The 13,351-nt window shown below is 70.4% G+C and carries 15 protein-coding genes and 1 pseudogene; 5 read left to right on the top strand and 11 right to left on the bottom strand.

Annotation, left to right across the window (positions count from 1 at the left end; translation table 11 throughout):
• The 3 genes and pseudogenes from ACE3T2_RS17895 to ACE3T2_RS17905 form a co-directional block, all read left to right on the top strand.
• Positions 1-112 (top strand): annotated as a pseudogene (locus tag ACE3T2_RS17895) (IS5/IS1182 family transposase); the annotation flags it as partial.
• 15 nt (positions 113-127) lie between these two features.
• Positions 128-790, top strand: coding sequence for a LuxR C-terminal-related transcriptional regulator (locus tag ACE3T2_RS17900; protein WP_374659835.1), 663 nt, complete (start codon positions 128-130; stop codon positions 788-790).
• Positions 791-969: 179 nt separating this feature from the next.
• Entirely contained in the window at positions 970-1,767 is a 798-nt protein-coding gene (locus ACE3T2_RS17905; RefSeq protein ID WP_374659837.1) for an outer membrane beta-barrel protein, read from the top strand.
• A gap of 73 nt (positions 1,768-1,840) precedes the next feature.
• Here the strand turns inward: ACE3T2_RS17905 and ACE3T2_RS17910 are convergent, their stop codons facing one another.
• From ACE3T2_RS17910 to ACE3T2_RS17920, 3 genes are all read right to left on the bottom strand, one after another.
• Positions 1,841-2,956, bottom strand: coding sequence for a hypothetical protein (locus tag ACE3T2_RS17910; RefSeq protein ID WP_374659839.1), 1,116 nt, complete (start codon positions 2,954-2,956; stop codon positions 1,841-1,843).
• A 122-nt stretch (positions 2,957-3,078) separates the two neighbouring features.
• Positions 3,079-3,276, bottom strand: coding sequence for a hypothetical protein (locus ACE3T2_RS17915; protein ID WP_374659841.1), 198 nt, complete (start codon positions 3,274-3,276; stop codon positions 3,079-3,081).
• Between the two features lie 210 nt (positions 3,277-3,486).
• Positions 3,487-4,254 carry a hypothetical protein gene (locus tag ACE3T2_RS17920; RefSeq protein ID WP_374659843.1) on the bottom strand — a complete coding sequence of 256 codons (768 nt, stop codon included), beginning with the start codon at positions 4,252-4,254 and terminating at the stop codon, positions 3,487-3,489.
• Positions 4,255-4,405: 151 nt separating this feature from the next.
• On the opposite strand from ACE3T2_RS17920, the gene ACE3T2_RS17925 reads away from it, so the two are divergent.
• Positions 4,406-4,897 carry a pyridoxamine 5'-phosphate oxidase family protein gene (locus ACE3T2_RS17925; protein ID WP_374659845.1) on the top strand — a complete coding sequence of 164 codons (492 nt, stop codon included), beginning with the start codon at positions 4,406-4,408 and terminating at the stop codon, positions 4,895-4,897.
• A gap of 250 nt (positions 4,898-5,147) precedes the next feature.
• On the top strand, positions 5,148-5,825 hold the full coding sequence (locus ACE3T2_RS17930; RefSeq protein WP_374659847.1) for a Crp/Fnr family transcriptional regulator: 678 nt from the start codon (positions 5,148-5,150) through the stop codon (positions 5,823-5,825).
• Here ACE3T2_RS17930 and ACE3T2_RS17935 read toward each other — a convergent pair.
• The 8 genes from ACE3T2_RS17935 to ACE3T2_RS17970 form a co-directional block, all read right to left on the bottom strand.
• Positions 5,822-6,415 carry a sensor histidine kinase gene (locus tag ACE3T2_RS17935; protein WP_374659849.1) on the bottom strand — a complete coding sequence of 198 codons (594 nt, stop codon included), beginning with the start codon at positions 6,413-6,415 and terminating at the stop codon, positions 5,822-5,824. The two genes, ACE3T2_RS17930 and ACE3T2_RS17935, sit on opposite strands and share 4 nt — an antisense overlap.
• Before the next feature lie 152 nt (positions 6,416-6,567).
• On the bottom strand, positions 6,568-7,356 hold the full coding sequence (cobS, locus tag ACE3T2_RS17940) for an adenosylcobinamide-GDP ribazoletransferase (protein ID WP_374659851.1): 789 nt from the start codon (positions 7,354-7,356) through the stop codon (positions 6,568-6,570).
• On the bottom strand, positions 7,353-8,375 hold the full coding sequence (gene cobT / locus ACE3T2_RS17945) for a nicotinate-nucleotide--dimethylbenzimidazole phosphoribosyltransferase (protein ID WP_374659853.1): 1,023 nt from the start codon (positions 8,373-8,375) through the stop codon (positions 7,353-7,355). Before cobT ends, cobS begins: the two co-directional genes overlap by 4 nt.
• Positions 8,372-9,838 carry a cobyric acid synthase gene (locus ACE3T2_RS17950; RefSeq protein ID WP_374659855.1) on the bottom strand — a complete coding sequence of 489 codons (1,467 nt, stop codon included), beginning with the start codon at positions 9,836-9,838 and terminating at the stop codon, positions 8,372-8,374. The genes cobT and ACE3T2_RS17950 overlap by 4 nt, the downstream gene beginning before the upstream one ends.
• Entirely contained in the window at positions 9,826-10,755 is a 930-nt protein-coding gene (cbiB, locus tag ACE3T2_RS17955; RefSeq protein ID WP_374659857.1) for an adenosylcobinamide-phosphate synthase CbiB, read from the bottom strand. Before cbiB ends, ACE3T2_RS17950 begins: the two co-directional genes overlap by 13 nt.
• Complete coding sequence (locus ACE3T2_RS17960) at positions 10,745-11,521, bottom strand: ABC transporter ATP-binding protein (protein WP_374659859.1); 777 nt, start codon at positions 11,519-11,521, stop codon at positions 10,745-10,747. The genes cbiB and ACE3T2_RS17960 overlap by 11 nt, the downstream gene beginning before the upstream one ends.
• Positions 11,518-12,495, bottom strand: a complete 978-nt coding sequence (locus ACE3T2_RS17965; RefSeq protein WP_374659861.1) for a FecCD family ABC transporter permease — start codon at positions 12,493-12,495, stop codon at positions 11,518-11,520. The genes ACE3T2_RS17960 and ACE3T2_RS17965 overlap by 4 nt, the downstream gene beginning before the upstream one ends.
• Positions 12,492-13,349, bottom strand: coding sequence for an ABC transporter substrate-binding protein (locus tag ACE3T2_RS17970; RefSeq protein ID WP_374659923.1), 858 nt, complete (start codon positions 13,347-13,349; stop codon positions 12,492-12,494). Before ACE3T2_RS17970 ends, ACE3T2_RS17965 begins: the two co-directional genes overlap by 4 nt.
• Positions 13,350-13,351: the final 2 nt, after the last annotated feature.

Genomic DNA, 13,351 nt, shown 5'->3' on the forward strand with positions numbered 1-13,351 from the left:
CATGTTCGGCCGGCTCAAGGACTGGCGTCGCGTCGCCACCCGCTACGATCGATGCCCGACCGTCTTCCTGTCCGCCATCGCCCTCGCCGCTACCGTGCTCTTCTGGCTATGAGTCCTGAGCCTAGCCGTGTCGTCCGAGGCGGCCGCCGAGCGGACCGGACACCGGCCCGACCCGGCCGCCGCCGGCTATGCGTTGGTGATCGAGGAGAAGCCGATCTGCCGGCTGGCCATCGCGCAGGTGCTGGAGGAGGCCGTAGACCTGGCCGCGACCCGCACGACCGGCTCGCTTATCGAAGCGGCGGCCCTGGCGGCCGACCAGCCGCCGGCGCTGATGCTCATCGATCTGTTCAGCATCAACTACGACTTCCGCGGCCTTGAGCGGCTGCTGGCCGCCGCGCCGGAGACGCCGGCGATCGTGATCGACGACCGCGTCAACCCCGCCTTCGTGCAGATCGCCCAGGACGCCGGCGCACGCGGCTATATCTCCAAGGACTTCCCGCTCACCCAGTTCCGGCACGCGATCGGCGCGGTGTTCGGAGGCGGCAGCTATTTTCCGGCCCGGCCGCCGCGCGCCGCAGGCCGCAACAGGACGCTCTCGCCCCGGCAGATGGACGTGCTCAAGCAGATGGCGGTCGGCCGGCGCAACCGCGAGATCGCCGAACTCCTCGGCATCACGCCGGGGACGGTGAAACTGCACATCCACGCGATCCTGCGCCTGACGGGCGCCCGCAACCGCACGGAAGCGGCGCTGCTGGCGGGGCGGTTCCTGGCCCCCAACTCGGACGCCTGAGCCGAACGCCCGCGCGCAATAGGCGGCGCGCCGACAAAATCAAGGCCGCGAAATGCAAGTGTGACTGACCGGTCACACTCTTCGCAGACCGGCGTCATACGAACCCCCGAACCATTGTGACGGCGCGATGACGGACATAGCTGGGCCTCAGTGTTCAAACCCAAAAGGGGATCAAGAAAGTGAGAAACCAACTGTTCGCGACGGCCGCCGCGGCCGCCTTTTTCGCGCTGACCGCCGGCGCCGCCCAAGCTCAGACCGTGGGTCATGCGGGCGTGAACTACAGCCGCGCCGAAATCGACGCCGGCCGCCTGGGCGACACCGACGCCAACGTGATCCAGGGTGAAGGCGCCGTCGCCTTCGACGTCGGATCGCTACGCGCGGCGGTCGACGGCTCGGTGACCAACTTCGACGCCGACGGCGGCGACGCCACCCTGTGGTCGGCGACCGGCCACCTGAACAAGGCCTTCGACGGCGGCCTGGCCGGTGGCTTCGTCGGCGTCAGCAAGAGCGACGACGTGACCCTGTGGGCCGTGGGCGTTGAGGGTCAGTACAACATCGCCCCGAAGACCACCCTCTACGGCCAGGTCGGCTACGGCCAGGCCGAAGACCTGAACGACGTCGACTTCTGGGCCGGCCGCGCCGAGCTGCGCTACTTCGTGACCGACACCTTCAAGGTCGCGGGCAATGTCGGCTTCACCAAGGCCGACGCGCGCGGCGGCGACCTCGACATGTGGAACGTGGGCGCCGAGGCCGAGTATCAGTTCGCCAATACGCCCTGGAGCGTGGTCGGCGCCTATGAGCACGGCGAACTCGACGACGCCGACCTGAAGGCCGACACCTTCAAGATCGGCCTGCGCTACACCTTTGGCGGCACGCTGCGTGACCGCGATCAGGCCGGCGCCTCGCTGGGTTCGACCTCGAACCTGTTCGGCGGCGACATCGGCCAAGGCGTGATCGCCGCGGTCGGCGCCTACTAAAACCCTCCCCAACGGGACGGACGCAGGGGGCGCCCTGGGCTCAAGGCCCGGGGCGCCCTTTCGCATGGCGTCGTCAGGCCGGTTCGAGACTGACCGTGTTCAGGCTGACTTCGAAGTCCATGAAGATGTCGACCAGCTCGTCGACGTTGATCCGCTGCATCTGGCGGTTCGGGAAGCGGAAGCGCCAGAAGCTGGCCACATGTTCGACGCCGCTCAGGCGCTCGCCGAGGCTGAGGAACATGGCCGGAGCGCGCAGCAGGAAGTCGCGGAAGAACGCCGGGTCGCTTTGCCTGGTCAAGGCCCCATAGGCGTTGTCGTAGACCGCCAGGGCGTCGGTCACCGCACCCATGGCCGAGAAGATCCAGCTACGCAGGTCGGCCTTCACCCGGGCGATATAGGCCTTGTCCTCGTGGTCGAGATTACCCAGCGGGCGGACGACGGCGATCTCCTCCAGAACCTGGCGGATGCGCGGCAACAGGTCCTGGAGCTGCCATTTGTAATAGAGGAAGGCCTTCCAGCAGAACACACCCTCGCGAAACTGCGGCGGGTCCATGTTCATGACCCGGCGCAGCGGCTCGAGCTCGGCGCTGCCGGCGTCGGAGAGGATCTTCGAGAGCAGCGCCGCGGCCTTCACCCCGAAGGCATGGCCGTCGCCGAACGAGATGCGGATCAGCGGCTCCAGCTCCTTGCGGGCCGAGGTGAACATCCGCTCCAGGTCGCCCTCGGACAGGTTGAAGTAGCAGGGCGCGGGCGTGAAGCCGTTGGTCTTCAGGCTCTCGCGCATTAGGAACGGATCGAGCGACGGCAGGGCCGCAACAATGTCCAGCACCTGGCGGTCGCGCGCGCCGACCTGCAGATCCTCGCCGAAGGACTCGGCGGCGACCTCCTCGAAATTGCGCTGACCGACGAACAGGAAGCGCGCGCCGTAGCGCAGCTCGCGCTCGGCGATCGGCAGCAGAATCTTGGTCGCCGTCTGCATCGGATAGTCGAAGAGATCGGCCTCGCCGCCGCGGATGCGGTGTTTGAGCAGGATGCTGCGGTTCAGCAGCGAATTGCGGAAAAACGGGCTCTCTTCATACTCGGCCTTGCCGGCCTCGCTCTGGGCGATCTGCCAGAGATTGAGCACTCGGGAGGTCGCCGCGCTCTTCTTCAGGTAATCAAGGCTGCGGTAGGACCGATCACGCGCCACTTCAAACTCCCCGACAGGCATCGGCGACAGCTTCGCTAATAGGGGCGCGCCGCGACAATCAACAAGCATAAACCCGACATTGCCGCCGTTTCTGGGTCCACTGCGGCGAAATCGGGACCGAATTAGACCTTGATGTCCACCGCGTGGTCAGAGCCGGGCGTCGAGCCGGCCGGTGGATGCGTGGGGACCACCCGCGCCTCGTCCGCGAACCCAAGCTGCTTGAGAGCCTTGGCGAGATGCGCCGCACCCAGCTGGGTCATGGGCGGGGCGCCGCGGCTCCACAGCCCTTCTCCCTGGTAATGGAACTCGACCTTGAACATCGGACGCCTTTCCATCGCGACGCCCGCTCAGGCTTGCGCCTGCATGGTTAGCAAAACGTGAAATCTACGGATGTTCCGCGAACTTTGTTCGATGAGCATTCGTCGAGTCACCCGAAAAGCACATGCCTCCCAACGTTCCGACGGCGATTCAAGGGCTTGTGCGCGGCCCCCGAGAGGCCGCGCCGCCTTCGTCGAACAGGCTCAGCAGACTTAGGCCGGCTGGGCGCCGGCGCCCGCCGGCGCGGGCATCGGAGCGCCGGGCGGGCGGCCGATCCAGATCTGACCGGCGCGGGCCATCAGCTCGCCCCCGTCGTTGAATAGAGCCACGCCTGCGAAATGCTTGCGGCCCTCGACCTCGCGCGCCCAGGCGACGACGACATAGGTTTCCCCGGCCCTCGGCTTCTTCAGGACCTCGCCGGCCATGGTGCCAAGCAGGCCGACCGGCGCGCCGGTCTTGATCCACCAGGCCATCGAACCCGGGCAATCGAGCGCGCCCCAGGTGATCTCGTCGGGAATGGTCCCGTCGGCGTCGGCGAAATTGGCGTGCGGGGTCCAGACGCCCGCGCACTGCCCGGCCGGGGCGCCGTCGATCTGGCCGACATGGACGCCCAGCCCCTCGCCAGCCTCGCGCTCGATGCAGCAGGAGAAGCAGCCGCGATGCAGCGAGCGCTGGGCGAACTGCGAGCCGGCCGCGAAGGCGCGCGCCTCTTCCACACTGGGCGGCGCCGGCGGCGGATGGGGGATCTGGCTGTCATCAGCCCGGCGGGCCGAGCCGAGAACCGCGCCCTCGGCGTTGGTCAGCAGCATAGCCCCGTCTTCGCCCGGCTGCAGGCTGACGGCGACATCCAGCGGCACGCCCGCACGCAGCATCGCCACGCCGCGGCCCCCGACCGCGTTGGAGAGCACGCCGCAGATATAGCCGCCATTGGCCGTGAAGGGAGGACCCCGGAACTGGCGGGGGACCACGATCTCGCTCATTGAAATTCTCAAGTTTGAATCGGCAGTCGAAAGAATTCGGCCATCATGGCCAGCCGCCGCCCGGGAGGGAAGCATGACCCAAGGGAAAGCGTGACAGGAACCGCTCGACCGCTTTGGGGTTGAATCGGCGTCACCTCAACCGGAGGGCCGTATGACCATCGACATGAACGACCGGGTCGCCGTCGAACGAATGCTGTGGGACGAGATCGAGCGCCATCAGATCGGCATGCTCGGCGTTGTCGGAGCAGCCGAGCATCACACCCAACCCATGACCGCCTTCGTGGACGGCCGTACGCTGTGGTTCTTCACCCGCACGGACACCGAACTGGCCCAGCGCATCGGGGAAGGGCACCAGGCGATCTTCGTCTTCCAAGGCAAGGACTTATACGCCTGCCTGACCGGCGAACTGATCTTGAGTCACGACGAAGCCCGCATCGCCAAGTATTGGAACGCCGTAGTCGCCGCCTGGTATCCCCAAGGCAAGGACGACCCGCGCCTGACCATGATGCGGCTCGACTGCCAGGACGCCGAACTTTGGATTTCCGACGCCGGTCCCATGAAGTTCGCGTGGGAGATCGCGGTCGCCAATGCGCGAAAACACGAGCCGCATCTCGGCGGGAAAGCAAACCTGCGCTTCCATTAGGGCGGTCGGCGGCGCTCCTCGCTTCGACTGCACTATACTTGCGTGCTTTTGCCGCAACGCAGAACGTTGGTCGCTTTGCGCCAATTCTGCAGGACGTGCTGAGTTCCAATTTTGTTTTTAGCGGCGCCTCGCGAAGTTGTGTCGTGTTCTCGACAGTTTTTGGGCGACAGCACCGTTAGGTTGAAACCGAAGCCGTAAGGCGATGTTTGATTCGCCGATGCAAAGGTCCCCGAGTTCGGTGCAAAATCGCTTGCTCGCCGCGTTGCCGCCTGAGGACTACGGACTGGTGGCCCCGCACCTGACCCACATGGATCTTGAACGGGGTCGGCTGTTGTACGAGCCGGGCGACCGTATGGACGTGGTCTACTTTCCCCACGACGGCGTCATCTCGCTGATGACCTTGATGGAAAACGGAGCGGCCATAGAGAGCGCCGCCATCGGGCGCGAAGGCGCGGTCGGGCTGACCGCCGCGGTCGCGCCGCGCCAGTCGCTGTCGCGCGCCGTCGTGCAGACCCACTGCCGCTGCTCGCGCATCGGGGCCAACCAGCTGCACGAGGCGTGGGTGAAGAGCCCGCGCATCCGCGAGATGATCGACCGCCACTCCGAGGCCCTGCTGGGCCACGCGACCCAGGCGGCGGCCTGCAACGCGCTGCATTCGGTGGAGGCGCGCTTCTGCCGCTGGCTGCTCACCTGTCACGACCGGATCTCCACCAATACGGTGGCCCTGACCCAGGAGGTGGTCGCCGACATGTTGGGCGTGCAGCGCACGACGGTCACGGCGGTGGCGCGCGCCCTGCAAGGCAAGGGCCTGATCCGCTACCGCCGCGGAGTGGTCGACATCGTCGACCGGGACGGCCTGCAGGCTCTGGCCTGCGAGTGCTACGACGTGATCCGCCGGCACTACGACCGGCTGCTGCCGGCGGCCTAGACGGGAAACACCAGCCGGGCCCGGACGCCGGACCCGGCCAACAGCTCGAGCTCGCCGCGCACCTGCAGCGCCAGGCTGCGGACGAACCACAGGCCGAACCGCTCGCCGCCGCCCGGAGCGGCCGGATCGAAGCCGGGTCCGTCGTCGGCGACCGAGAACTCGCGCCGCCCGTCGCCGAGATCGGCCAACCGCACCTCGATGCGCCCGCCGCGGCCGCCGCAGGCGTGGGCGACGGCGTTGGCGACCAGTTCGTGGGCGATCAGGGCCAGGGTCGAAGCGACCTGGTCGGGGGCGACCATCGGCGCGGCCAGGATCGCGATCTCGGCGGGCTGCCCGCCCTGGCGACGCCGCCAGATCGCGGCCATGTCGTGGAGGTAGGCGTGGAAATCGACGCCGCCCTCGCAGCGGTGACGCTCCAGCGCGCCGAGGGAGCCGATGGCCTCGGCGATCCAGAGCAGCTGTCTGCGCGCCTCCGGCTCGCCCGTGCGCTGACCCCGCATCCGCGCCAGGGCCGAGATCAGCTGAAAGGTGTTGGCGGTGCGATGGCGCAGTTCGGCTGCGCGCGCATCCTCTCCACGCTCGTCCGTCATTCGCCCACGACCCCTTGCGCCCGCAGTCTAGTCGTCAATCCGGGCGTGACTGTCGGATCGGCGACATAAGTCGCTGCAGACCCCGAGACTAGGCGCGAGCACCCGGGCGCAAAAGCTGAACATTTCTCGCCATGGTAGAAACCTGGGGATACTCAGGGCCGCGCGAGGAGGCCGAGGATCGATGGAGAGGCGGCGACCGCCAGCAAGAAGCCGAGTTCGAACATCTGCTCGATCGCGCCCAGGACGTCGCCGGTGTAGCCGCCCAGCAGCCGCCGAGCCGAAAGCGCCAGGGTGAGCGCCAGGCCGCCGCCGAGGAGCAGGCCCATCGCCCAGGCCGGGCTCGGCGCCAGCAGCAGCGGCAGGCCGGCGAAGACCAGTGCGAACAGCATCTCCGGCGTGGAGAGGCCGGAGGGCGCGGGCTTCCACTTGCCGCGCTCCAGATAGCCGACATAGGGCAGGACCCGCATCGCCAGGACCGCCGCGCCCCGGCCGCCAGCGTTGGCGCAGGCCAGCGCCCAGGCGCCAAGCGAAGGGGAAAGGCCCGCCAGCGCCGCCGCCTTCAGCGACAGGACGAGACCGAGGGCGAGCGCGCCGTAGGTCCCGATGCGGCTGTCCTTCATGATCTCCAGGCGGCGCTCGGGCGTGCCGCCGCCGCCCAGCCCGTCGAAGGTGTCGGCCAGGCCGTCCTCATGGAAGGCGCCGGTGAGGAGCACGCCGGCCGCCATGGCGAGCAGCGCCGCCAACCAGCCGCTCCAGAGCTGCGACGCGCCGGCGAAGGCCGCGGCGCAGACGAGGCCGACCAGCAGGCCGACCAAGGGGAAATAGCGGGCGCTACGCGAAATCCAGTCCGGCTCGAAATCCTTCAAGGCCGGTGTCGGAACGCGCGTCAGAAACTGCGTCGCGCAGAGGAAGAGCTGCAACTGGCGGCGCAGGACGCTCACAGCGCGCCTGACAGCACGTCATCGAGACTGGCGACATCGCTCAGCAGGGCCGCGGCGGCGCGCGCCACCGGCAAGGCCAGCAAGGCGCCGGTCCCTTCCCCCAGCCGCATGGAGAGGTCGAGCAGCGGCTCGGCTCCGACGGCGTCCACGGCGATCGCGTGCCCCTTCTCGGCCGAGAGATGGGCGAAGATGCAGTAGTCGGCGCAGGCCGGGTCGAGGCGGATGGCCGCCAGAGCGGCGACGGAGGCGATGAAGCCGTCGATCAGAACAGGCTTGCCGGCGCCCGCCGCGCCCAGGATCGCGCCGGCCATCATCACGATCTCCAGTCCGCCGAACTGAGCGAGGACATCGCGGGGTGCGGACGCGTCGCTGCGAGCCGCGGCCTTGCGCAACACGGCCTGCTTGCGAGCCAAGCCCTCGGCGTCGTGACCGGCCCCCAGGCCGATGCAGTCGTCGAGCGGCGCCGGCGCCAGACGGTGCAGGACCAGGGCCGCGCTGGCGCTATTGCCTATGCCCATCTCGCCCACCGCCAGGATCTCGAAGTCCTGCAGGGTCTCCCGAGCGATCGAGGCGCCGCGCTCCAGGGCGAGATCGGCCTCCTCGGCGGTCAGCGCCGGGACGGCGGCGGCGTTGCGGGTTCCCTTGCGCACCTTGGCCTCGATCAGGGCGGGATGCGGCGCCAGGTCGGCCGCGACCCCGGCGTCGACCACGCGGACGTCCGCCCCGACGACGCGGGCGAAAGCGTTGGCGCTGGCCCGCCCGGCCAGCAGAGTGGCGACCATCGCCGTCGTGACCTCCGAGGGATAGGCCGAGACGCCGGACTCGTTGAGGCCGTGGTCGCCAGCGAAGACCAGCAGCAAGGCGCGGTTCAGCTGGGGATTGGGCCGTCCGGCGATCAGGGCCAGCCGCACGGCGAGGTCCTCGACCCGGCCGAGCGCGCCCAGCGGCTTGGCCTTGCCGTCGACCAGGGCGCGCAACGCCGCCTCCTGGCTGCGGTCGAGCGGGGCGATGGGTGTCATGGATGCAGCTCCAGCCCGGCGAGCGCGGCCAGGCGATCGATGGCGAAATGGGTTTCCAGCACGGCGGCGATCTCGTCCAGGGCCGCGTCGACGCGGACGTGCTGGTCGAGGCCGTCCGACGCTGCGCCGAGCTCGCTCAGCAGCGCATTGCGGGCGGGCGCAAGATCGAAGAGCCCGTGGACATAGGCGCCGGCGACGCGGCCGTCCGAGGAGACTGCGCCCTCGCCCGTCCCGTCTTCGCGGACCAGGAAGGGACGCGCGGTCGCGGGGCCGGCCGTGTGGCCGACATGGATCTCGTAACCCTCGAACCGCGCGCCCGAGGCCAGGGTTCCCCGCGCCGGGCGCAGCACCTTGTCGCCGGTCAGCACGGTCTCGACGTCGAGCAGGCCAAGGCCTTCGGCGCGACCTGGCGGCCCCTCGATCCCGTCCGGGTCGGCGACCCAGCGGCCCAGCATCTGGTAGCCGCCGCAGACGCCCAGCACCCGCCCGCCGCGGCGGACATGCGCCAGGAGGTCGATGTCCCACCCTTGGGCGCGCAGGAAGGCGAGATCGGCGAGGGTCGCCTTTGTCCCCGGCAGGATCACCAGATCGGCGTCGCCCGGCAGGGGCGAACCGGGCCGGATGAAGCCGAACTCGACGTCAGGCTCGGCGCGCAGCGGATCGAAGTCATCGAAATTGGCGATGCGCGAGAGCATGGGGACGACAATGCGGACCTTGCGCGCCTGGCCCGCCCGCGCCTTGTCCAGCACCACCGCGTCCTCCGCCGGCAGGCGGCGGGCGGCGGCGAGCCAGGGCGCCATGCCGAGGTCGCTCCAGCCGGTGCGACGCTCGATCTCGGCGCGGCCGGCGTCGAACAGCGAGGGATCGCCCCGGAACTTGTTGATCAGGAAGCCGGCGATCATCGCCCGGTCCTGCGGGTCCAGCACCGCATGGGCGCCGACCAGGGCGGCGATCACGTGGCCGCGGTCGATGTCGCCGACCAGCACGACGGGAACCTGGGCGGCCCGGGCGAAGCCCATATTGGCGATGTCGCCGGCCCGCAGATTGATCTCGGCGGGGCTGCCCGCGCCCTCCACGATCACGAGGTCGGCCTGGGACTCCAGGCGGCGGTAGCTTTCGAGCACCACGTCCAGCAAGGCCGCCTTGCGGTTCTGATAGGCAGCGGCCTTCCACGTTCCGGCCATCTGGCCGCGCACCACCAGTTGAGCGCCGACGTCGCTCTGGGGCTTGAGCAGGACCGGGTTCATATCGACGGTCGGGGCGGTGCGGCAGGCGATGGCCTGGAGCGCCTGGGCGCGGCCGATCTCGCCCCCGTCGGCAGTGACGGCGGCGTTGTTCGACATGTTCTGCGGCTTGAAAGGCCGCACGGTCAGACCACGGTTGGCGAACGCCCGGCAGAGGCCGGCGACCAGCACCGACTTGCCGACGTCCGAGCCGCATCCCTGGATCATCAACGCGGCCAAGCGAGTCCTCCCACGGCCAGGGCGGCGGCGAGGACCGCGCAGGCGCGCAGATAGAGCCCAAGCCCGCGGCGCAGGTCCAGAGGCGACGGACGCGGCCCCTCGCCGAAGGTCGGCCGCGCATGGGGCGCGCCGTCGTAGCTGGCCGGCCCGCCCAGCTGGACGCCGAGCGCCCCGGCCATGGCCGCCTCCGGCCAGCCGGAGTTGGGCGACGCATGCCTGCCAGCATCGCGCAGCATCGTGCGCCAGCCACGGCCGGCGACCAGGGCGATAAGGGCACCGGCGATGCGGGCCGGGATCAGGTTCATCAGGTCGTCGGCGCGCGCCGCCGCCCAGCCGAAACAGCGCCAGGGCTCCTCGCGGTGTCCGATCAGGCTGTCGGCGGTGTTGACCGCCTTGTAGGCGAAGAGCCCGGCCAGACCGCCTAGCAGGAACCAGAACAGCGGGGCGACCACGCCGTCGTTGAAGCTCTCCGCCAGGCTTTCGAGGGCCGCGGCGGAGACGCCGGCCTCGTCGAGGTCGGCGGTGTCGCGCCCGACGATCATGCCGACGGCGGCGCGGGCGGCGGGCAGGTTGATGGGCGTGTTCAGGGCCCGCGACACCGCCGCGACGTGGGCGTAGAGGCTGCGGGCGGCCAGGCCCAGGGAACCGGCCGCTATCGTCAGGATTAGCGCCCAGCCGTCCACCAACCTGCCGATCAGCCAGCCGGCCAGGGCGGCGGTTCCGGCGACCAGCAGCAGGACGAAGACCCCGGCGAGGCGGCGGGGGATATCGCCGCCTCGATTCAGCGCCTCCAGCCGGCGCAGGGCCGCGCCGATCCAGGCGACCGGATGGGGGACGAGCCGGTGCAGGCGCGCCGGATAGCCGAGCACGCCCTCGAGGCCCGCCGCGGCCAGCACGATCCAGGGATCAGCCGGCACGCCCGACGATCTCGATCAGCGCCCCGCCGGCGCCGGCCGTGACCTGAGCGCGGACGCCGTAGGCCGCCTCCATGACGGCCGGGGACAGGGCTTGGCCGGGCGGCCCGTCGGCCAGCACCTGGCCGGCGGCCATGACGATGATGCGGTCAGCAATCCGGGCTGCGAGGGAAAGGTCGTGCAGGGTGACGACGACGCCCCTGCCCTGGTCGTGCGCCATCTTGCGGAACAGGTCGCCGGCGTCGAGCTGGTGGCCGGGATCGAGGCCGGTCAGGGGCTCGTCCGCCAGCAGCCATTCCGGGTCGCCGGCCAACGCGCGCGCGATCAGTACGCGCCCCCGCTCGCCGCCCGAGAGGGTGGTGACGTCGCGGTCGGCGAGCTCGGTGACGCCGGCCGCGGTCATGGCCCGCTCGATGGCCGCCCCGTCCTCCAGCGACAGCCCGTTGGAGCCGATGAACGGCGTGCGGCCGAGACCGACCAGGATGCGCGCCTCCACCGCCCAGGCGACCTCGGGCGTCTGGGGGATGAAGCCGATGCGGCGCGCGCGGGCGCGCGGAGCCATGGCCAGGAGATCGGCCTCGTCAAGCAGGACACGGCCGCCCTGCGGTCGGCGCAAGCCGGCCAGGCAGGCCAGCAGGGTCGACTTGCCGGCGCCGTTGGGGCCGAGGATGGCGGTGACGCTCCCGGCCTGGAAGTCGGCGCTGACGCCGTCGACGGCGAGACGTGCGCCCAGGCGCACCCGGATGTCGTGGGCGGAAAGCCGGCTCATGCGATCCTCCGGCGCATCGAGAGGAGAAGGGCGAAGAAGAATGGGCCGCCCAGCACCGCCATGGCGACGCCCAGCTTCACCTCGCCCGCCGCCGGAGTCAGCCGCACGGCGATGTCGGCGGCCAGCACCAGGACCGCGCCGCCGAGCGCGCTGGGCCACAGCAGGCCGCCGGGCCGCGCGCCCACCAGCGGCCGCAGGAGGTGAGGCACGATCAGGCCGACGAAACCGATGACCCCGGTGACGGCGACGCTGGCGCCGGCGGTGAACGCCACCCCGACGGCGAGCATCCAGCGCACGCGCGTCATGTCGACGCCGAGCGAGCGGGCCCCGGTCTCGCCCAGGGTCAGGGCGTCGAGGCTGCGGCCCGTGAGTGACAGCAGCAACAGGCCGACCGCGATGAGCGGGAACGCCATCTGCACCTCGGGCAGGCTGCGGTCGGCGAGCGAGCCCATCAGCCAGTTGACGATCTCGTTCACCGCCCAGGGATTGGGGGCCAGGCTGAGGGCGAGCGCGACGCCCGCCCCGGCCATGGTCTGCAGGATCACTCCGGCGAGGATGAAGGTGACGATGCTGGAGGCCTGGCCCGAGAGGGCCAGCAGCAGAAAGACCGCGACCAGCGCGCCCAGCATCGAGGCGGTGGCGATCACCCAGGGGGCGGAGGCCCCGGCGCCCAGATAGAGGGTAAGCACGGCGCCCAGGGCGCCCATGGACGAGACCCCCAGGGCGCCCGGATCGGCCAGGGGGTTGCGCGTGTAGCCCTGCATGGCGGCGCCCGCCATGCCGAGCGCCGCGCCGACGGCGACGCCGAGGATGGTCCGAGGCAGGCGCAGCTCGAAGATGATCGCCCAGCGTGGATCCGACGGATCCAGCCAATCGCTCAGCGGCACCCAGACCCGGCCGGCGGCCATGCTGACGGCCGCCAGCAGCACGGCCAGGACGCCGAGGACGGCGAGCGTTGCATGGCGGCGGGTCATGGGCGCGCGCGCCTCCTCTTGGCCAGGGCTTGGTCGCGGGCCAGGGCGAGCATGGCGGCCGTCTGAATCAGCACCGGCCCGCCGCAGAAGGTGAGCTGCTGAGGAAAGGTCGCGCGGTGCATGCGCGTGGCGACGCGGACCAGCGCCGGATGGCGCGAGACGCGATCGGCCCAGGTCGGCGCGCCGGGCTTGGCCTGGCCGGCAAGCAGCATGTCCGGCGGATTGGCGACCAACAGTTCGAGCGGCACGTTGCCGGTCCGCCTCAGGCCATAGCGGGTGACGGCGTTGTCGAGGCCGCAGCGGCGCATCATCTCGTCCATCATGGTGTCGGGGCCGGTCGCGAAGCCACCGGCCTGGTAGGTGATGGCGCTCAGGCGCGGAGCGCCGGGCGGCGGGGCGGCGGCGGCCAGCGCGGCCTCGATCTGCGCAACCATGGCCTCGCCGCGCTCGGGATGGCCGACGGCGGCGGCGATCTGGCGAACCTGAGCCAGACTGTCGGCGACCGTGTCGGGCACGGCGAAGAGTTCGGTGCGCACGGCCAGGCGGTCGAGGGCCGCGCGGGTGGCCGGCGAGGAATGGCGGCCGGTCAGCACCAGGTCGGGCCGCAGGGCCAGCACCTCCTCGGCGCTCTCATAGGTGAAGGGATAGGTCGCGCCTTCCGGTCCGATGCTGGAGGAGGACGGCTCGTGCGAATAGTGACTGATGGCGGCGATCTGGGCGCGGTCGGCGACCGCCACCAGGATCACGTCGAGACAAGGATTGAGCGAGACGATGCGCCGGGGTCGGCGGACAGGCGCAGCGCCGCCGAGACCGATGACGGCCCCCGCGGCGAGGGCCGAGCGCCGGGTCAGCATCC

The organism is Phenylobacterium sp. (assembly GCF_041919955.1).
In the GTDB taxonomy this organism is placed as follows: Bacteria; Pseudomonadota; Alphaproteobacteria; order Caulobacterales; family Caulobacteraceae; genus Phenylobacterium.

Bases quoted from the DNA above. Each gene is read 5' to 3' on its own strand.
- ACE3T2_RS17915 (WP_374659841.1), bottom strand. From the start codon at position 3,276: ATGTTCAAGGTCGAGTTCCATTACCAGGGAGAAGGGCTGTGGAGCCGC.
- ACE3T2_RS17920 (WP_374659843.1), bottom strand. From the start codon at position 4,254: ATGAGCGAGATCGTGGTCCCCCGCCAGTTCCGGGGTCCTCCCTTCACG.
- ACE3T2_RS17925 (WP_374659845.1), top strand. From the start codon at position 4,406: ATGACCATCGACATGAACGACCGGGTCGCCGTCGAACGAATGCTGTGG.
- ACE3T2_RS17935 (WP_374659849.1), bottom strand. From the start codon at position 6,415: ATGACGGACGAGCGTGGAGAGGATGCGCGCGCAGCCGAACTGCGCCAT.
- cobT (WP_374659853.1), bottom strand. From the start codon at position 8,375: ATGACACCCATCGCCCCGCTCGACCGCAGCCAGGAGGCGGCGTTGCGC.
- ACE3T2_RS17960 (WP_374659859.1), bottom strand. From the start codon at position 11,521: ATGAGCCGGCTTTCCGCCCACGACATCCGGGTGCGCCTGGGCGCACGT.
- ACE3T2_RS17965 (WP_374659861.1), bottom strand. From the start codon at position 12,495: ATGACCCGCCGCCATGCAACGCTCGCCGTCCTCGGCGTCCTGGCCGTG.
- ACE3T2_RS17970 (WP_374659923.1), bottom strand. From the start codon at position 13,349: ATGCTGACCCGGCGCTCGGCCCTCGCCGCGGGGGCCGTCATCGGTCTC.